General features: G+C 34.0%; 19 protein-coding genes and 1 pseudogene. 8 read left to right on the top strand and 12 right to left on the bottom strand.

Going from position 1 to position 17,892, the window contains the following annotated elements; all coding sequences use genetic code 11:
• Positions 1-110 precede the first annotated feature (110 nt).
• Positions 111-491 (top strand): annotated as a pseudogene (arr, locus tag ASC72_RS24725) (NAD(+)--rifampin ADP-ribosyltransferase); the annotation flags it as partial.
• A gap of 550 nt (positions 492-1,041) precedes the next feature.
• Here the strand turns inward: arr and ASC72_RS16245 are convergent.
• The 3 genes from ASC72_RS16245 to ASC72_RS24575 form a co-directional block, all read right to left on the bottom strand.
• On the bottom strand, positions 1,042-1,509 hold the full coding sequence (locus tag ASC72_RS16245) for a hypothetical protein (protein WP_056192883.1): 468 nt from the start codon (positions 1,507-1,509) through the stop codon (positions 1,042-1,044).
• An 84-nt stretch (positions 1,510-1,593) separates the two neighbouring features.
• Positions 1,594-1,869 (bottom strand): hypothetical protein, encoded by a 276-nt coding sequence (locus ASC72_RS24580; RefSeq protein ID WP_241775732.1) that lies wholly within the window; start codon positions 1,867-1,869, stop codon positions 1,594-1,596.
• A 4-nt stretch (positions 1,870-1,873) separates the two neighbouring features.
• A complete protein-coding gene (locus ASC72_RS24575; protein WP_241775731.1) occupies positions 1,874-2,026 on the bottom strand; it encodes a hypothetical protein in 153 nt (50 codons plus the stop codon).
• A gap of 877 nt (positions 2,027-2,903) precedes the next feature.
• On the opposite strand from ASC72_RS24575, the gene ASC72_RS16235 reads away from it, so the two are divergent.
• Positions 2,904-3,086 carry a hypothetical protein gene (locus ASC72_RS16235; RefSeq protein WP_056192880.1) on the top strand — a complete coding sequence of 61 codons (183 nt, stop codon included), beginning with the start codon at positions 2,904-2,906 and terminating at the stop codon, positions 3,084-3,086.
• Positions 3,087-3,601: 515 nt separating this feature from the next.
• On the opposite strand, the gene ASC72_RS24570 is transcribed toward ASC72_RS16235, so the two are convergent.
• On the bottom strand, positions 3,602-3,955 hold the full coding sequence (locus tag ASC72_RS24570; RefSeq protein ID WP_082564333.1) for a hypothetical protein: 354 nt from the start codon (positions 3,953-3,955) through the stop codon (positions 3,602-3,604).
• Positions 3,956-4,060: 105 nt separating this feature from the next.
• Here ASC72_RS24570 and ASC72_RS16225 point away from each other — a divergent pair, with 105 nt between their 5' ends.
• Positions 4,061-4,858: an alpha/beta hydrolase family protein gene (locus ASC72_RS16225; protein WP_056192877.1), complete on the top strand. Its 798-nt coding sequence runs from the start codon at positions 4,061-4,063 to the stop codon at positions 4,856-4,858.
• A 256-nt stretch (positions 4,859-5,114) separates the two neighbouring features.
• Complete coding sequence (locus ASC72_RS16220; protein WP_241775730.1) at positions 5,115-5,630, top strand: RidA family protein; 516 nt, start codon at positions 5,115-5,117, stop codon at positions 5,628-5,630.
• Between the two features lie 271 nt (positions 5,631-5,901).
• Here ASC72_RS16220 and ASC72_RS24850 read toward each other — a convergent pair whose 3' ends face one another.
• From ASC72_RS24850 to ASC72_RS16200, 4 genes are all read right to left on the bottom strand, one after another.
• On the bottom strand, positions 5,902-6,099 hold the full coding sequence (locus ASC72_RS24850; RefSeq protein WP_082564331.1) for a YqaE/Pmp3 family membrane protein: 198 nt from the start codon (positions 6,097-6,099) through the stop codon (positions 5,902-5,904).
• A gap of 23 nt (positions 6,100-6,122) precedes the next feature.
• Positions 6,123-7,316, bottom strand: a complete 1,194-nt coding sequence (locus ASC72_RS16215; RefSeq protein ID WP_056192874.1) for a hypothetical protein — start codon at positions 7,314-7,316, stop codon at positions 6,123-6,125.
• A gap of 31 nt (positions 7,317-7,347) precedes the next feature.
• Positions 7,348-8,214 (bottom strand): AraC family transcriptional regulator, encoded by an 867-nt coding sequence (locus ASC72_RS16210; protein WP_206743216.1) that lies wholly within the window; start codon positions 8,212-8,214, stop codon positions 7,348-7,350.
• A 338-nt stretch (positions 8,215-8,552) separates the two neighbouring features.
• Entirely contained in the window at positions 8,553-9,245 is a 693-nt protein-coding gene (locus tag ASC72_RS16200; RefSeq protein WP_056192867.1) for a hypothetical protein, read from the bottom strand.
• Positions 9,246-9,583: 338 nt separating this feature from the next.
• Here ASC72_RS16200 and ASC72_RS16195 point away from each other — a divergent pair, with 338 nt between their 5' ends.
• Both ASC72_RS16195 and ASC72_RS16190 read left to right on the top strand, forming a co-directional pair.
• Positions 9,584-11,284 carry a helix-turn-helix domain-containing protein gene (locus tag ASC72_RS16195; protein ID WP_056192864.1) on the top strand — a complete coding sequence of 567 codons (1,701 nt, stop codon included), beginning with the start codon at positions 9,584-9,586 and terminating at the stop codon, positions 11,282-11,284.
• 273 nt (positions 11,285-11,557) lie between these two features.
• Positions 11,558-12,868: a site-specific integrase gene (locus ASC72_RS16190; RefSeq protein ID WP_056192860.1), complete on the top strand. Its 1,311-nt coding sequence runs from the start codon at positions 11,558-11,560 to the stop codon at positions 12,866-12,868.
• 45 nt (positions 12,869-12,913) lie between these two features.
• Here the strand turns inward: ASC72_RS16190 and ASC72_RS16185 are convergent, their stop codons facing one another.
• The 4 genes from ASC72_RS16185 to mobA all read right to left on the bottom strand — a co-directional run bounded on the left by ASC72_RS16185 (position 12,914) and on the right by mobA (position 14,908).
• On the bottom strand, positions 12,914-13,231 hold the full coding sequence (locus ASC72_RS16185; RefSeq protein ID WP_241775729.1) for a hypothetical protein: 318 nt from the start codon (positions 13,229-13,231) through the stop codon (positions 12,914-12,916).
• Complete coding sequence (locus tag ASC72_RS16180) at positions 13,218-13,493, bottom strand: DNA-binding protein (RefSeq protein WP_056192857.1); 276 nt, start codon at positions 13,491-13,493, stop codon at positions 13,218-13,220. The genes ASC72_RS16185 and ASC72_RS16180 overlap by 14 nt, the downstream gene beginning before the upstream one ends.
• Positions 13,494-13,858: 365 nt before the next feature.
• The gene (locus ASC72_RS16175) at positions 13,859-14,074 is read right to left on the bottom strand and encodes a hypothetical protein (protein ID WP_056192854.1); all 216 of its coding nucleotides are present in this window, start codon (positions 14,072-14,074) and stop codon (positions 13,859-13,861) included.
• A gap of 399 nt (positions 14,075-14,473) precedes the next feature.
• Positions 14,474-14,908, bottom strand: coding sequence for a conjugal transfer protein MobA (gene mobA, locus ASC72_RS16170; protein ID WP_056192852.1), 435 nt, complete (start codon positions 14,906-14,908; stop codon positions 14,474-14,476).
• A 221-nt stretch (positions 14,909-15,129) separates the two neighbouring features.
• Between mobA and ASC72_RS16165 the strand changes: the two genes are divergently transcribed.
• Positions 15,130-15,819, top strand: coding sequence for a nucleotidyl transferase AbiEii/AbiGii toxin family protein (locus ASC72_RS16165; RefSeq protein WP_056192851.1), 690 nt, complete (start codon positions 15,130-15,132; stop codon positions 15,817-15,819).
• Positions 15,820-15,867: 48 nt separating this feature from the next.
• Entirely contained in the window at positions 15,868-16,179 is a 312-nt protein-coding gene (locus ASC72_RS16160) for a hypothetical protein (RefSeq protein WP_056193583.1), read from the top strand.
• Positions 16,180-17,892 lie beyond the last annotated feature (1,713 nt).

The raw sequence follows: 17,892 nt of genomic DNA, 5'->3' as shown, positions 1-17,892 counted from the left end.
TCCCTTCACTTTATTTAAACATAGCGAAATGCTACGAGGACTTAGGGGACTCTAACAAAGCAAAAGAGAATTTTGACTTAGCAAATTCATATAAGTACAATCCTTCTGACAAAGGTCCGTTTTATCACGGTACGAAAGCGAATTTGCAGGTTGGCGATTTGTTGACAGCAGGGGGAAACTCTAATTATAAGTCTGAAATAAAAATGAATCATATTTATTTCACAGCTTTGGCTAATGGAGCTGGACTTGCTGCTGCATTAGCCAAAGGCGATGAAAATGAAAGAGTATATATTGTTGAGCCAACAGGGAATTATGAAAATGACCCAAATCTTACAGACAAGAAATTTCCAGGTAACCCGACCCGCTCATACCGTTCTGAGGCCCCGTTAAAAATTGTTGGAGAAGTTACCAATTGGGTTAGACCAAACCCCGATGACCTTCAAAAATTTCGTGGAAAATTGGAGAACAATAAAGGGGAAATAATTAATTAGTCAATGAATAAAGTAAGACATAGAAAAACAACGAACCGCTAACACGTGGGAGAATCTGAGCCAATTTCTGTAATAGCAGATAGTTTCAATGATTTTTTAATATTTTTGATAGAATCCATTGAAAATGAAAGTTTGAAATTAGTTGATGAAAGAGAGGATTGGATAAAGAAGATTGGCATATGGCTGATTTGTATTTTTAAAACGACCACAAACTTGACTTCGATCCACAATTTTTAGTTTATCTTTTTAGTTTTTCCTTACTATTTGAGATGTCACAGGTTCTCCTCTTTCTATAAAAACATCATCAGCATAGTAGTTTAAGAATTGCATAGGAAGACCAACACCTGTTACAAGAGATGGAGTTGTTTGCATATGATAATGTAAATGTGGTCCTGTAGAGTAACCGCTACCATCTTTATGTAGCACCCTTAATCACTCTTAGACTATTAATTAAAAAATCAAATAAAAAAAGGTCAGCAAAATATGGACATAGACAAAAAATGTACGCATAATGTCAGGTCTAGTACCTAACCTTCCACCCTTCGGGAATTTATATTGCTTCAACTAAATTACGGTAATCATATTTTTTATAAGCCTCTACATTGGCTTTTTCCCTGTTCAATTCGATCATCTCATTTTTAACTTGAACCCTGTACCACTGCTCTGGTTTTGTATGGGAGAATGTACTTAGTTTCAATACTAATTTTGCATTTAATTTTCGCTCTCCTGAAAGATATTTGTGAAGATTGCTGTCTTTCATTTCAAAGTAAGATGCCAATTCCTTTTTAGTTATATTAAGTGTTTTTAAATACATCTTAACAAAATCAAGGATTTTTAAAACCTCAGTATCATTTTCGCTTTGAATATAATCTTCCAATTTATATTGAATAGAAAGCAATTGATTCTTTAATATCTGCTCTTTAGATTGTTTTGAAGAATGTGATTTTATAATTTTTTTTAAATCATCTTTCTTCTTATCATTCCAAATATCACTAATTTGAATTTCTTTATTTTTCATATTCTTTAATTTAAAAACTCGGTAATTAATTTCTCACCTCCCACTGAAGGAATAATCATGGTTGTCTCACCATATCTGAGTGCATTATATTTTGTTGAATATACTGCCATGAGTTACCACATCAGCTTTATCCTCTTCCAAAACGTCAAATACCAAATAACCTCTATACGGTTCATTGGCCTTTATAAAACTTAACCTGCAGGCAAACGCAATTAAACAGCCTGCTACTTTTTCATGTTTTTTATTCAGCCCTTTATTGTGAGGGGCAATTTCTACATACGCCATATAAGGCTCAACTTTCTTTTTCATTTCAAAGATCAGGCATCCTTCGATTATATTTGGAGTTTCTTCATTTACCAAAATACTAAGTTTCGTGACCGGCTTCTTTGGAATGTTTTTTAAAATTAAACCTCCATCCGTCAGTTATGGAAGGAAGATTTAGTTTTACTAATTTTGAATCTGAAATTTTAGCATTTACTAAACTATCCTCATCGATTTTTAATATTTTTACATTCATTATCTGAAACAAGTTCGTTACACAAATATAATAAAAAATTATACATTTTGTATAATTTTAACTTCCCTTAATTTGTTTAGATACTTTGGAAATAGCTATTAATAAGTTCTCGCTGTTCCAAAGCATTTACTTACTAAATAATCTTACTCATTAAAAGTTTTTTTAGTATTTCTTAAGTGAACCAATTTTCGTTAAATCAAATCCATATTAATTTCTTCAAATCATCCATAAAGTGGTCCGAAAATTGTCCTCGTTAAATAAATATTAGTATTTTGATAATCACCTTCAAGGCAATTACAAGGAATTTAAACTATACCAAATCAAATATTGATGGTTCATAATTTAAATAGTTGAAATGAATTTCGGATAAAAATAAAATTACAACACACTAAATAAAAAGCAGTTACCAAAAACAAGCCGATATTTTTAAAAACATGCATTTTTAGTTAAAGGTTGAAAAGAGTCTTATAATAAATAAAAAAGGTGTCAAAATAAACAGTATTAGTTTATGTGACACCTTTCTGATTTTCTAACCAAAAAAGAAGGCGACTCTTTTTCGTTTATTCTTCAAGTTTCGGTGTCGAAAACCGAAACACAGGATGTTGTCGTTATTCTTGTAGTAAAGAAAAATCCTTATTTTAAAGAATAAATAAAATCTCACAAGAAAATACATTTTTTGTATTTTTTTTCCTATATTGCATTAGTTAATAACTTAAAAATAAAATTATGAAATTTATCACATTAAACTATGGAAGTCAAACTCTTTTGGTACTAGTTGAAGAAATACTTTNAAGAATAAATAAAATCTCACAAGAAAATACATTTTTTGTATTTTTTTTTCCTATATTGCATTAGTTAATAACTTAAAAATAAAATTATGAAATTTATCACATTAAACTATGGAAGTCAAACTCTTTTGGTACTAGTTGAAGAAATACTTTACGTAGTACCAAAAGAAGACGAACAGGGAACAAATACAATTAAGTTCAAATCTGGCCAAGAAATTTATTCAACCAATACTATTGTGGAAATTTTAGCTCTAATAGAAGATCAGCCATAAGTAAAGTACCACAGTGTTCTAGTTGGACACCAGAGTGATCATTGTCATCGGTAAAATAATCAAAGATCATGATGGTAATCCAACTATTATTACTGCAATTGCCCAGACTATTAATCAACGGGATAAAYTTTTTAAAATCCMRTATTAAATCTGATAATTTTCCCTCTTCTACTAGTTGAAGAAATACTTTACGTAGTACCAAAAGAAGACGAACAGGGAACAAATACAATTAAGTTCAAATCTGGCCAAGAAATTTATTCAACCAATACTATTGTGGAAATTTTAGCTCTAATAGAAGATCAGCCATAAGTAAAGTACCACAGTGTTCTAGTTGGACACCAGAGTGATCATTGTCATCGGTAAAATAATCAAAGATCATGATGGTAATCCAACTATTATTACTGCAATTGCCCAGACTATTAATCAACGGGATAAATTTTTTAAAATCCCGTATTAAATCTGATAATTTTCCCTCTTCTGATTGCACTGTTAAATCAGTATGATTACTCTCATAATTACATAACAGTATAAATCATTCCTTTATTGTTTATGCAATAATCTAAAGATTCAATTAAGGTATTTCTATAAGTTTGTAATTTCAAGTGTTTTTTAACGTATTGAGCAGTATAGGATTTTTGGCTTCTCAGGAGTTCTTCAACTGTTCCTTCAAAAATGACATTTCCTCCATATTTTCCTGCACCAGGTCCAATGTCAATAATCCAATCTGCCTGAGCAATAACATCCAGATTATGTTCCACTATAATTAGCGTGTTGTTTTTTTGTACTAATTTGTTGCAAAATAAAAGTAATTTTTGTGTATCACTTTGATGCAATCCTGTAGTGGGTTCATCTCCAACACAATTAGGCACAATAAGACAGGACTTGCTTATATAATTGTATTTCTCAACATATGTATACGTTTTAAGAAAACAGACAAGATAACTTTGTCCACATAATCTTAAAACACATATAAAATGAGAAAATCAATATTGCTTTTGGCTGTTTTCAGTATGACACATCACACTTTTTCACAGAGGATAGATACTTTAAAGGTGTATAGCGCTTCAATGCAAAAAAACATCAAGACCTTAGTAATAAGCCCCGATCAAAAGAGCAAAAAAAGTATCCCTAGCGTCTATATTTTGCACGGATACAGTGGCTATCCTGAAAGAACAATAAAGCAAGACATTCCTTCACTGCTTCAGTTAAGCCAAAAAATGCAAACCTTATTTATTTTACCTGATGCCAATTATGACAGTTGGTATATTGACAGCGAGATAACCAATTCAAAATATGAGACTTTTATAGCAAGTGAACTTGTCTCCTATATAGACAAGCTTTATGATACGGATACTTCAAAAACTGCCATTATGGGATGGAGCATGGGTGGACACGGGGCATTATACATTGGAGCAAGACACCAGGCTGTTTTCGAAGCCATTGGCAGTATTTGTGGTGCCATAGACTTTACAAATTATGGAAAAGATTATGGCGTGCAAAAATTATTAGGCCAAAACAACAAGACTTGGACAAGTTATACTGCCTTTTCTCAAATAAATTACCTGAAAAATTCAAAACAACAGCTTCTAATCAGCTGTGGTATAGATGATTATATTATTGGACAAAACAGAGAACTTCATCAAAAACTGATCGAGCTCAATATCGGGCATATCTATGAAGAGCGTCCCGGCGGGCATAATGCAGAATACTGGTCTAAAGCTGCCGATACGCAGCTATTTCATATAGATAACTTCTTTAAAAAAGAGCAGTAAAATAAGGTTCTATCGGGCGGCCAGTTTTGGTATTTTGCCAACCAATATCAGCTAAAATAATGGCTGGCATTGCCGGCTTTACTTTTTCACAATACCTGTTTGGGACTTCAATTCAGGTATTGTTTTGCCCATTTCTTTCTAACGCAAAGCAATCCACAAGAAAGAAATGGAGTCAAAGTATCCCAAATTAGTTATAATTCTACGATCCATACAACCAATGAACATTCAAAAGAAAAACAATAATCTAAACAATTAAATGAACCCTAAAAACAGATTTATGAGAAAAGCTATTCTACTAGTACTATTTACTTTGCTACTAGTTAACTGCGCAAATGTAAAACACTTAAATGATAAAAATAGGAGCCCTATTCTTCACAAAAACCCAAAAAAACTATTTGATCCTACCCCATATGCATTTTGCCATTCAACCGGTACAACCTCTAAGGGTAGTTTGATATTTATTTCGGGCCAGAGTGGCGCAGAGGATTTAAAGCATACTCTTTCTGGTGACTTTAAAACCCAGGCACATTATGCCTTAATTAATTTAAAAACAGTTTTGGACGATCATAATCTGACCCCTGAAGATGTTCTTAAAATAACGGTGCTGATAGTCGATCACAATGAAGAGAAACTAAAGATCTGGACAGAGGAAATGAAAGAAATCTGGAAGAATCAAAAATATCCTGCAAGCACCTTGATACCTGTGCCCCGACTGGCATTAGACACTATGCTCATTGAAGTAGATGCGATAGCTTTTACAGCCAAAAAATAGGCTTCATAATGATTGTAATCAAAAACAGGGCAAAACAATGCGCAGAAAAAATATAATTCAATATAGCGCAACACTAAAAAAAATAAGCCATTTATGTAAATGAGTTAACAGAAAACGTTTGAGAAGAAACTAAAGGCAATATCTTTCTGAACCTGCAGCATCTGTGACCATAAGTTGATCCAAAGTAACTATCTGATTGCCCCTTGAATCAATAAAGTTTTATTCTACCGCCAAGCTGCACAAGCATTTCTTTACTAAAACCTATAGAGGCTCATTTGTTTCTTATGGTTTTGATGAGCTTATTGTTGCGTTTATCGGCTCTTGAGTTTTGCAAGGAGATGACTGCCCAGATGGCGGCTGGAATCCATCCTATTAAGGTAATCTGCAAAATCAGACAGATAATACAGGTGAGAATTCTTCCTCTCAAAAGAAAAGAGATACAGGGAAAAAAGATGGCAATTAGTGTCATATATGGAATTTTAATAATTGGTATTAATACGATTTAATTTTCTTTATAATTCGCTCCAGGGTCTGGATGGCTTTTTCTTTATCCCTGTCCTCGGGCGTGTAGGATTTGCTCCTTACCGAATGATAGGAAAGCTCTTTTTTAAAAGGCGTGGACAGGTGAGGCACTATGATCTTAAAAAAATAGTTCATTGATCTGGCTTTGACCACCCTTGCCTCATCCGTTGCCCGCAATATCAATGCAATCTGATCTGCCGATAAATCACATTCAATTTTATCGTTTAATGTTCTATTGTGTAGAGGTTTTAAATCCCCTGAATTTGTTTTTAGGGCAAGTTCTAACTTTTTTTCCATATAAACGATTTCCTGGGAAAGCCAATTCTCCAGGGCATCTTTTATGTTTTGCCTATCGGGATCAAAGCTGATTTTTTTATTGGATGGTAGTTGGCTCAATTCTTTATAATAGTGCAATAGTTCATTTATTTGATCAATCAAACTTTCCTTTGAGGCGATACGCGCTTCTATTTGATTTATAAAATAACAAATATAAGGATGATAATTAAAATTCATCTCAATTAACAACTCATCAATCCCCGAGAACAAACCTGCGCGCTCTTGTGTATCTGTTACTGCTTCTAATTGCTTTAGAAGCGCCTTGTAATATAATATTTTTCGATAGGTGAATTTGCATTCGGGTTCATTTAAACCAGGATCAGATAAAGCAGCAAACACAATGTCTGTTATCTGGCTATTCTTTTCATTGACTATTTTTTTGTCTTTAATATCTTCCAGCCTTAAAAGGATTTCTTTTCTGAAAACCAGTACATATGAAAGTGGAGCACGCGCATCAAGGCTTAAATAGTTGGAATAACGACTCTCAACAAAGGCTAATAAATCATCTAATGCGCTAATTACTGTCTCTATAATACCATATAAAATTCCGGTTTGAAAAACAGTGCTCTTTTGATATTCTATTGCATTATCAAGCAGATAAACTAAACTGGAATGGTACTTGCAAACCAGTAGTCTAATTTGTTTCTTTTTCTGTAGAGTGAATATTTGACATTTTAATTGAACTGGAATCTTTTGCAATTCCCTTGAAAGATTCTCTGCAATACGAGTCAAATCATTCTCCGATAGATCCCTGATGTTTGTTTTCTCTGGATTTAAAGTTTGCAATAGCAATGAATCTATCCATTCAAAAGGATAAACAGCAATCATGACAATATGGTTTAGTTTAGGTAAATAAAATCTACGGTTTTTTAAATCTTCCCTTTGTATTTGAGCGATACTGGGAAGCTGAAATAGAGGTATGCCTTTTAAAAAACGCGCTTAATTTGGAAAGGCTGCTAAACTCAAAATCATCTGCAATACTGGTAATGGTGGATTGCGAGTTTTCAAGATCCTCTTTAATCTCATTTATAATGGCCTTATCAATGAGATTTTTTACCGTTTTCCCTGTAACTTGTTTGACTATTTTATTCAGGTGACCCGGCGTTACAAACAAGACATCTGCATAAAATTTAACACTGTGCTGTTTTTTGCAATGAATGACCAGTATTCTGAAAAATTCAATAGTGAGGCGCTGTTGCCTGTGAATATTAACTGCAATCCCCGGAGTATAGTGATTAAACATTAATTTTAACTTATTTAAAAACAGGCTAAAACAAAGATGCTCCAGTCCCGACTCCTTCTCATTAGGCCCAGTATTTTTATTAATTAAATCAATAAGTTTGTAAATGAGCGATACTACGCGAAAATCTTTATCGTCAAGGGTAATTTTGGTTGGAGTTTCTCCAAGCAAAAAAGTAAAGAAATCAACCGCTTCTTTTTTCAGGGTGTTTTCTAGTGCAAAATCCGATGTAAAGCAAATCAGAAAAAATTGTAATTTATCTTTTACTTCAAGCAAAGTACAATAGGCGTTCTTGGGCAATACTATAAGATCGTGCGCGCCAAGTTCCTGTTTACGCTCCTTTAGCTTCATTTTAAATTGTCCTGATTTTATAAGGATAATGGAATAATTACGAACTAAAAAAGATTCATTACAGGGTGTTTTAATCACATACTCTTTGATAATATGCACTTGTAAGCCTTCTCTGGGATGGTCCTTTAATTCCATATTTAGCAACTCTCTGATCATCTTGTGATAATTTTTATGAAAGATTTAAAGAAGATAAAATGGGCAGTACCACTCTATCTTTTATTTTTAAAGGCCCCCTCCATGAGAACAAAGGATAAAAAATAGAGATTCAAAAGACAGTTCACAAATAACAAATAAGCCAGCTGCTTAGGATCAGTTCTTCTTGTCCCACCCGAAATCGCGTAGGCCAGAATTTCATCATAGCTAAAAAGTGCCATGATGAAATAAAGGCTTACAAGATTAAGAATGACCAGTAGTATATAAACAATGATTCGTGGTTTCATTTTAAAAAGGTCAGCATGAATTAGATATGCGGTTTAATTAATCGTCTCAAGCAATGCTATTATAGAAATAATAGAAACTTCATTGGTTGAGAAAAAAAGGTCAGCTGGCTTGTTTGAGCTTGACTTGTCCCAGTCACGATCCTTTTGCTCTGCCTCCGAATAAAGCGAATAGCGGGAAATGGAGGCCACAGTTAAAATAGTTTCACTCTCCTCTTCCTGCCAGCTACCATTTCCAATCACCGTACTTTCATACTCCACTATATAGTTGTAGCTAATTGAAAAATCAAGTTCCCGTTGGATGATGAGTCCCTGAAGGAAGTCTATAAGACTTATTTTAGCCGAATCGCTAAGCTCGCTATTCTCTACTATAGAGATCATTTTATTATCGGGATCATCCATAATGGAATGAACAATTTCATCGGTAAAGAATAGTATACTTTTACCGGTTTTAGATTTTTTTTCAAATGGAGACCCAATAAAACGTATTTGCTTGTTTAACTCATCAATGGAGTTTGGAAATTGATTTTCCCCCTGGTACTCACGCAGCGTATCATAATAAAGTTTTCCTTTAAAATCAAAAGGATTTGCTTTATTGGCTGGATCTGGTAAAACTCCAGTGGATTTATTCAAGGTATCTGGATTACCCTTAGAGGCATTAAAATCAGACTCTGTTGAACAAGAAATTAAAAGACATAATAAAATGCTGCATAATAGTATATTTTTCATGATTTAAAATGGTTTGAATGTGAATGAGAATTTTATCTCAGTTCATTTCATCCGGATAAGCGGAACTTTTATCTGGCGCGATGCCCAACATTTTCGCTTTTGAATTCAGGGCAAAGCTATCGGCTTGAAAAATCTCCCACAAGTGCATTAATGGGGATTTATGGTATTTCAACTACGGATTTATAATAAATCCTCACCTCTTTTTTATAATAAAAACACTACAATTTTAAATGTTTGTATTAAATTTGAGTAAGAATAAAGCAAAATTAGTGTGACGGCAATTTTGAAGTGATACTGATAGGCTTAAGATCATATTTACCCCCAAAGCATCAGATATCATGAATCAAAATCGATTACTTTTAGTACTTATTCTCCTATCCCAAGCTATTACAGCACAAACAAATAGTTTAAAAATACCGGACTCTTTACAAAATAAGAGTTACCAGTATCTCGACGACAAAGCCTACCAGTTAAAAAAAGACAGCACCAGGGCTGCTGTTTACCTATATGCTTACCTGCATAAGGCCAAAAACGAGCAGAACTGGAAAGAGATTGCCAATGGCTATAAAAATTTATCGCACCACTATTCAGATACACTCTCTCTTGTTTATACAGACAGTCTAGTGTATGCTGCCAAAAAATCTCATGATAATGCTGCAATCGGATCAGCTTATCTCTCCAAAGGCATAGCGCACTACTGGCTAAAACAGCATAACGAAGCTCTGGATAATTATATTCTGGCAAACCAGTATATAGCCAAAACAAATGATCAATATCTCAGCCATAAGCTCAAATACAACATTGCCATGGTCAAATATTACCTGGGATATTACGATGAGGCTATTTTGCTATTACAACAGTGTATTTCTTATTTCAAAAATGAAAACGATCAGCCTTATCTGAAATCATTGCATTTTTTAGGACAGTGTTATAACCGAATTGGAAACTATGGGCTCTGCAGCCAGACCAATAAGCTAGGTCTTGAAGAGTGCAGAAAACTCGGCATCAAGGAAATGAAAGTTTATTTTATTCACTCGCAGGGCATCAACGAATACTTTAAAAAAAACTATGCCCTGGCTATTGAAAATATTGCATCCACTTTAGAAGAATTAAAGCAAAAACAAGATTTTGGAAATGAATCGGTAGGATATTTTTACATTGGAAAAAGTTATTGGGAGACCAAAAAATATGAAAAAGCGCTACCCTATTTTGAAAAGGTGGATGAGCTTTTTAACAAAAAAGGATACCTCAGACCAGATCTCAGAGAAGTATACGAATTATTGATCAATTACTATAAAACAAAAGATAACCCCAAGCTTCAGTTGTATTATGTAGACCAATTGCTCCGGGCCGATACAATGCTCAATGAAACCTTTAAATATCTGGTGGGAAAAATAAACAAAGAATACAACACCCAGGAATTATTGTTTGAAAAAGATAATTTGCGCGATCAGCTGGCAAGAAAAAATTACAAGTATTCAGTTTTAATTGGGATCACTTCCCTTCTTTTTTCAAGTTTTCTTTTTGTAGCTTATCGGAACTTCAGGAATCGAAAGCTCTATAAACAAAAATTTGATGAGCTAATGATGGAGATAAATAACTCAAAGAATAAAACTAAACCAAGAGAAAAGAATGAAAAACCAGCCATGCCCGATATTAACCCTGAAACGGTATCGGTTATTCTAAGACAGCTAGAAAAATTTGAAAAGGAGAAAAGATATCTGGACAAGGATTGGAAGCTCTCTAAACTAGCAACCCTTTTTAATTCCAATCCAACCTACCTATCGGCTATAATTCATCATTATAAAGATAAACGCTTTAATGACTATATAAACGATCTTAAAATCGAGCATATAATCTCTTTATTTTATACTGAGAAATTGGTTCGCAATTATACCAATAAAGCCTTGGCAGAAGAAGCTGGTTTTAGTACCACTGAATTATTTGCCAAAGCTTTTAAAGCCAGGACCGGAATGCCAACTGTGTATTTTATTGAAAGGATAAAAAAAGAAGGCTTGGATACAAATTCACAAGGTTAGAGCTCGAGGGTTCGAATCCCTCTTTCTCCGCGAAGGCCCGAAAACAAAGTAAAAATAAGATTTTCAAAGTTTTCAAAAAAGGCCAAAAAAAGCGGTAAACCCTGCAAATCCAACGATTTGCAGGTTTTTTTCTTTTATACCACTTTTCAATATTTATAAAATCGAACAAAATCTTTGTGGCACATTCGTGGCACACTTGGAGGGGTTAAGCACGTTTACATCTTGTTTAAATGAGGTTATAATTCTACATTTACTAATCTAATAAGTTGAATTATGCTAGAGAACAGCTTTGGGTTGATATTCTTTTTGAAAGCAGCCCGCAATGAGAGTAACATTAGAATCGTTTATTTTAGGATAACCGTTGACGGAATCCCGAAAGAAGCATCCACAAGACGGAAATGGGACAGCGAGCGCTGGAACCAGAAAACCGAGAGAGCAACAGGTACAAAAGAAGACGCAAAATCCCTGAACTTTTTTCTGGATTCACTCGCTATGAAGATCCATGAAATCAAATCAGAAATTATGTACACCGGAAAACCCATAACTTCCCAAAAGATTATGGACCATGTTATGGGAAGAATGACACCCAGAGCCAAGGTGCTGGAAGAATTTCAAAAACACAATGATGAATTGAAAGCCCTGATTGGCAACGGATATACAGAAGCCACATTGGAAAGATTCAATATCACTAAAAATCACGTAACGGCTTTCATTAAATTCAAATACAATACTAGTGATTTTGAATTTGCAGATTTAAATTTTGAATTCATAAAAGACTTTGAATTCTATCTTCGTACCGTAAGGAAATGCGCAAATAATACCACACTTAAATACATTTCCAATTTCAAGAAAATTGTAATACGAGCCATCGACAAAGAAATCATTATTAAAGATCCATTTAAGAATTTTAAAGGAAAGAAAACTAAAATTGTAAAGAAGCCTATATCTGCAAAAGAATTGGTTGAACTGGAAAGACGCGAATTTTCGACTGACCGGCTTAATACCGTGCGCGATATTTTTGTTTTCCAGTGTTACACAGGACTTGCTTATATTGATGCATTTCAGCTCCAGAAAGCTGACATAAAAGATGGCGTTGACGGAAATCAGTGGATTTTATCTGAGAGGCAGAAAACAAATTCTACGGCAAGAATCCCGCTTCTTCCAAAGGCGATCGAAATTCTTGAAAAATACAAAGATCATCCGGTTTGCATTAAACGCGGAACTGTACTGCCGGTTTCTTCTAATCAGAAAATGAATGAATACCTAAAGGAAATTGCTGCATTATGCGGTTTTCCATTCACACTCAATACACATATGGCACGCAGAACTTTTGGAAGCACGGTAACATTGAACAATAACGTCCCCATTAATGTAGTAAAAGAAATGCTAGGGCACTCATCAGTTAAACAGACTGAATCTTATGCTATTACCGAACAAGCTACCATAGGCCGGGAAATGACATTGCTGAATAAAAGACTACACCCTGAAAAAACTGAAATGTCGCAGGAAGATCTGACGGCACTAATCAGACTGGAGAATGAATTAGAATTAATTAAAGAGAAATATAAGATACCATCCTCTTAGATTATAATCTCCAAAATAATTTAATACAAAAAGAAAGAGGTTATCTCAATTATGGGATAACCTCTCTTGATATAATTCAACTTCACTTCTATAACCCGGATGATAAGAAGGCATATACTTAATATAGCCCAAATCCTGAAGCTGTTTGAAATATTTATGATAAGTTGGCAGTGTATTGATATGTGACAATAACATGAGCTTACGACGGCTGACTTTAATTCTCTGTCTCTCTCCTTGCATGTATCCCAAATTTAGAATTGCTGTTAAAATAGCCAAATGCCAAACATTGAGTTTGGGATCATCCATATAAATGGATAGGTGACCTATGATTTGTTCTTCTCCTTTACTATTAGTTTGATTCATCTTTGAAAAGTTTTAGTAAATCTTCTTTATTGTAGTAGTATGAGCCGAGAACCTTTTTAAATCTGACTTTCCGTGTCATTCGTAGATTTTGAACTGAACCAGCTGAAATGTCTAACAGCTTTCTGACAGCTTTACTCTTTAGCCATTCAGGCTGTAACAATCCGGTTGCTTCATTACTATTTTCTTGAATTATAGATCGCATGCTATCCAATAATAACAAACCAAACTGCCTTAAATCTTCCTTAGTTACAATTTCTTCCATAGCATAATTTTATTTCTATATTATATCATTAGAATGTTATAACAAAAGTAATGCATCAACAAACAAGTAATTAATTTAATGTTTTGAATGACGTTTTTTGGCTTTAATTGGCTTTTCCCTCTTAAGCAAATTGATTATCCTTTAAAATCTATCCCCTATCTTTATAGAATTCTTTTACTTTTAAAAATATAATTTCAAGCATTAGATTAAGATTTTTTGTTTTTTTGTCTCTTTAAACCTTCATCCTTTTTTGATATAATAGCCTAACTTAAAGATTTAAAAACCTTTAGCTTCAAATTTCTTGTATCTCATCCTTTTGAGTTAGTTTTTCTTTGTGTAAATTTTCTTTACTTAATAATTTTACTTTAAAAATCATTAAGTATTACTGCTAAGCGAAACAGGCTTTCAATTATATCCTGTCCCTCCGATTCTGATACTGTTTCAAAACCTTTAAAGCATCTTAATTCTTCAATAGTTAATTTTTCAGCTTTTTGTTTCTGATCGCAAAAGTTGCTTTCTTTTTCTTCTAGTCCTATATCCCGACTTTCAGCCTGTGGCTTTACCAAATTTTTACCTCCCATGATTCTTCTTTTAATAGTTTATTTTTTTGCCACCTGTTACCTCCTTCTGTAAACTGTAAAAGGCCATTTTCACAATTTTTACTACTTACACGTCATCAATTATTTTAATGAATAAAAAATACATGCTTAAAGTCATTTCAATATTCAATATTAATATCGAGATGCTCTTTTTCTTTTAAAGCCGTAATCTTCGAAACAAAAATTGTAGGCTGGCACTTTATGATGCTAAAAATTAAATCTGTGGCAGGACAACTATTCTTTTAACAAACGCAATTAATGAAATCTTAAGAATGTATCCTATCAATTCTGTATATATGGTACACTGAAAAGCATGTTTCATACACTGGACGTGAATAAACACGTCTGTAGACTTACGCTCTTGAAATTTTTGCTGTTATGTCAAGGTTTTTCAATGTGCTTTTCTGCAAACTCCTCCGTGAGCTGTATTATCTTTTTGGATAAAACAGCTAATTCTATTGTCTGCTTTTCAAGCTTGTACAGATATGCCGAAGCTTTCTTTTCGGAAAATTTTTGATATAAAATCTTTACAACCTGATTGTAATTTACCCCGACAGCCCGAAACTGGCTGTAAAAGGACGTCAGGCGCATATAATAATCCATTGTCGCTTTATCGATCTTAACTGTTTTTATTCCTTTTTGAAAAACACAAGCTGTAATAAAGTGAGCCATTACATGCATTCCTGATGTTTCAAAAAGAGTCAGAAAGCGCGCATTTTCCTCCGCAGTAAGACTGATAGAATAACGGTGGACGGCGGGATCTATTTTGGAAGGTCTGCCTCCTTTATGCGGGTTCTTTTTTTCTTCATTTTTCATGACTTTAATTAATGGTGTTACTTAAAACCAATATATTTTATAATCAGTATTTGTGACCTACTGTGGAAGTACTTGGAAGTGTTTGGAAGTATTTGGCTTAGCTGTTCCAAATACAGTCTTATATCTTTAGGATTGGACATCCTCTGTCAAATAAAGCCGTTAGAGGACACTTCAGAAGAGTAGGGCTTTTTCAGAATTAATTTTTCTGAAAATATAAAATTATGCTCTGCAAAGAAACTGTTACTTCGGAGATGTGGGAACTTCTCCAAAGGCTTATGAAAGATGAAAATTTGAAAGACCACATATTAGTTGGCGGTACAGCGCTGGCCTTACGATTAGGACACCGCTTATCGGTAGACATAGATCTTTTTACAGCAAAAGATTTTGATCCGCATGCGATGCTTAAATATTTGCATGCCACTTACAATGCAAATAAAGAGATAAGCAGACTCCACAATAACACAGTTCTTACCTTCATCGATAATATAAAAGTCGATATTGTTACACACAATTACCCTCTCCTGAATTCTGTGGAAACAGTAGAAGGAGTCCGCATGATTTCCAATGAAGATATTGGGGCAATGAAACTCCATGCAATCCATCAGAGCGGTACCAGATACAAGGATTTTGTCGACATGTACTTTATGCTTGAGCAAGAACCTCTAAAGTTTTATCTGCAAGCCTATCAGAGAAAATATGGCAAAGATCCGTACTGGGCTTGCAGGGGCCTGAATACTTATGACAAGATTACCACATTTGACGGTGTAGACATGCTGAAAGAAAAAGAGCAGAACTGGAAAAACATCCAAATACGGCTGGAACTGGCAGTAAAAAATCCTTTATATAAATTTAAATCGGAAAGCCAGGATTTACCAATTAACCCCAATAAAAAGAGAGGTTTTCGCAGGTAAATTAAGCAAAAAATGCTTATATTTGATACTAACCATTTTTATAAAACAATGGAGAAATTAACTAAAAACATACCCAATCTTCACCCTAAATTCTTTTGGGATTTTAGATTCGACAGCATTGATTGGGATGGAGGATATAAAATGGTTATTGCCCGTATCGTTGAACGTGGAGGTCAAGATCAAATTGACGAAATCGTGCGTTTTTATGGTCGTGAAAAAGTAATTAAGGCAGTCCGTGAAGAGATTTCCTTTCTTCCTAACTATGCCATTGAAGATGCCCTTAAATTCTTTCCCGAACTCAAAAAGGAAGAAATGCACTGCTACGTCAACCGCAAGGATAAACCGTATCACTGGATTTAATCCTGCATTTAATAAATTAAGCCCTCCGACACATAATGCTAATCACTTCATTATAGTGTGGAGGGCATGTCCATAAACATAATCTTTCAATTTTAGGTTTACTATCCGTATTATGGCGCTTGCTTTTAAATGATTATCTAAATAATATAGTACAAGCTTAAAACCGTTGTTTTAGAAAGCTGTCTGCAATATTCGAATATCTACTAAGATTGTAATTACAAAATTCCCGCAAAGTCTTCTACCTTTACAAGCGATCATTTATCTACCGATTGTTATTTATATTTTTATCAAAAGAAATAACAAAAAGAAACCGAAGGTACGACGGGCTGTTCCAGTCTGGCAAAAAGACTTCGGCATAATGCCTTGCTCGTTCCTCACAAGACACCCTTCGGGACTTATTCCGATTCCTTTTGGCCTGTCTGCATCCCGTCCTTTTAGATTGCTTTCTTTTTCTTTTTTCCCTTTTTCTATTTTCTTTTTGAAAAATATTTTTTTTTATTGTCGGTAATGCTGGACTACCTGAGCACCTACTGACCTGTGTGTATACTTGCATGCTTGAGTGGATGACTACATGCAGGCGTGCAGGCAGGAATGCCAACCTGCATACTTGCATACATCCCAACCTGCGCACTTGAACACATGATTGCTTGATTACTTGATTGCTTGATTGCTTGATTGCTTGAATAGCTGCATGTAAGAATACCTATAGACCTGCCTGCATGCCTGCATAAATATTTTCTTTTTTAATTGTACGCCAATGCCTTTGACTACTTTATTAAAAACCTGCCGTGTGTTAAGGCTGTACTGTCTAGACAGCATTTATTGTGTCAGTAAAATAATTACTTCATTGCCATTAGAATAAAAAAAAGGGCTTCAAGCCCTTTCAATTAAGACATATCTAATAATGTGTTCACCAGAACACTGCAAGTTGTGTTTTGAGATGCTCGAAATGAATTCAGCATCTCAAAACAACTTGCCCTGCGGGGCTGGAAAACGCCTCCGAAGTCGGCGTTTTATTAAAATTAAAGATGGAAACAAGTGGATTGAAACATTGTTTTTGCTTTCATCTAAATGTATTTGGTAAAGCCTGCCAAGCAGTTCTGCATCTTCCAATGGGATTAGCATTTTTAAGTCAAGCCAGTTTAGGTTTAAACGTTTATTATTACATTTTTTTTAGCAAGATAAAATATTGGATTAGTAATAATTTGAATTTATGTTCAGAATTGGTGCATTTAGATCTAAGACATGGGGTAAATCACTGTATAAAGACCACTTACACCTCTAAGTTCAAATCATTACTACATATAAAAATGCTATAGCAATTACCGGTCTAGATTTGTGGCAGAATCGTGGCGCATTGGTATTTGGAAAAAGGAAAAATCAGCAAAATCAAAGCCTAACAAGCTTAGGTTCGAAACTTTTAGATAGCAAATTTTATCACCTATTATTTATTGACTCCATAAATCAGTTAGTTTTTATATTTAAATTAATTTTATCTGTACTATTTAAAATAAACGATCGTAGATCATGACTAAATAATTTTCCAGGTTTGCCCAAATATAACATATGACCAGATTCATATTCTTTAAAAATGACTCTATATTCAGGAAAATTTGCTTTTTTGACAGTAATTTTAGCATACCCAATCGGAGTGGCCAAATCATAACTTTCTCCGGCTATAAACACTAAAGTAAACCTAAGCTTAAAATATAC

Origin of the sequence: Flavobacterium sp. Root420, assembly GCF_001427905.1 — a bacterium.
Classification (GTDB): Bacteria; Bacteroidota; Bacteroidia; order Flavobacteriales; family Flavobacteriaceae; genus Flavobacterium.
This window is presented reverse-complemented; position numbering and strand designations above follow the sequence as displayed.

Coding starts and splice junctions, on each gene's coding strand:
- ASC72_RS16245 (WP_056192883.1), bottom strand. CDS start 1,509: ATGAAAAATAAAGAAATTCAAATTAGTGATATTTGGAATGATAAGAAG.
- ASC72_RS24575 (WP_241775731.1), bottom strand. CDS start 2,026: ATGAATGTAAAAATATTAAAAATCGATGAGGATAGTTTAGTAAATGCT.
- ASC72_RS16235 (WP_056192880.1), top strand. CDS start 2,904: ATGAAATTTATCACATTAAACTATGGAAGTCAAACTCTTTTGGTACTA.
- ASC72_RS16225 (WP_056192877.1), top strand. CDS start 4,061: ATGAGAAAATCAATATTGCTTTTGGCTGTTTTCAGTATGACACATCAC.
- ASC72_RS16220 (WP_241775730.1), top strand. CDS start 5,115: ATGAACCCTAAAAACAGATTTATGAGAAAAGCTATTCTACTAGTACTA.
- ASC72_RS24850 (WP_082564331.1), bottom strand. CDS start 6,099: ATGACACTAATTGCCATCTTTTTTCCCTGTATCTCTTTTCTTTTGAGA.
- ASC72_RS16215 (WP_056192874.1), bottom strand. CDS start 7,316: ATGATTGCTGTTTATCCTTTTGAATGGATAGATTCATTGCTATTGCAA.
- ASC72_RS16210 (WP_206743216.1), bottom strand. CDS start 8,214: ATGGAATTAAAGGACCATCCCAGAGAAGGCTTACAAGTGCATATTATC.
- ASC72_RS16200 (WP_056192867.1), bottom strand. CDS start 9,245: ATGAAAAATATACTATTATGCAGCATTTTATTATGTCTTTTAATTTCT.
- ASC72_RS16195 (WP_056192864.1), top strand. CDS start 9,584: ATGAATCAAAATCGATTACTTTTAGTACTTATTCTCCTATCCCAAGCT.
- ASC72_RS16190 (WP_056192860.1), top strand. CDS start 11,558: ATGCTAGAGAACAGCTTTGGGTTGATATTCTTTTTGAAAGCAGCCCGC.
- ASC72_RS16185 (WP_241775729.1), bottom strand. CDS start 13,231: ATGAATCAAACTAATAGTAAAGGAGAAGAACAAATCATAGGTCACCTA.
- ASC72_RS16180 (WP_056192857.1), bottom strand. CDS start 13,493: ATGGAAGAAATTGTAACTAAGGAAGATTTAAGGCAGTTTGGTTTGTTA.
- ASC72_RS16175 (WP_056192854.1), bottom strand. CDS start 14,074: ATGGGAGGTAAAAATTTGGTAAAGCCACAGGCTGAAAGTCGGGATATA.
- mobA (WP_056192852.1), bottom strand. CDS start 14,908: ATGAAAAATGAAGAAAAAAAGAACCCGCATAAAGGAGGCAGACCTTCC.
- ASC72_RS16165 (WP_056192851.1), top strand. CDS start 15,130: ATGCTCTGCAAAGAAACTGTTACTTCGGAGATGTGGGAACTTCTCCAA.
- ASC72_RS16160 (WP_056193583.1), top strand. CDS start 15,868: ATGGAGAAATTAACTAAAAACATACCCAATCTTCACCCTAAATTCTTT.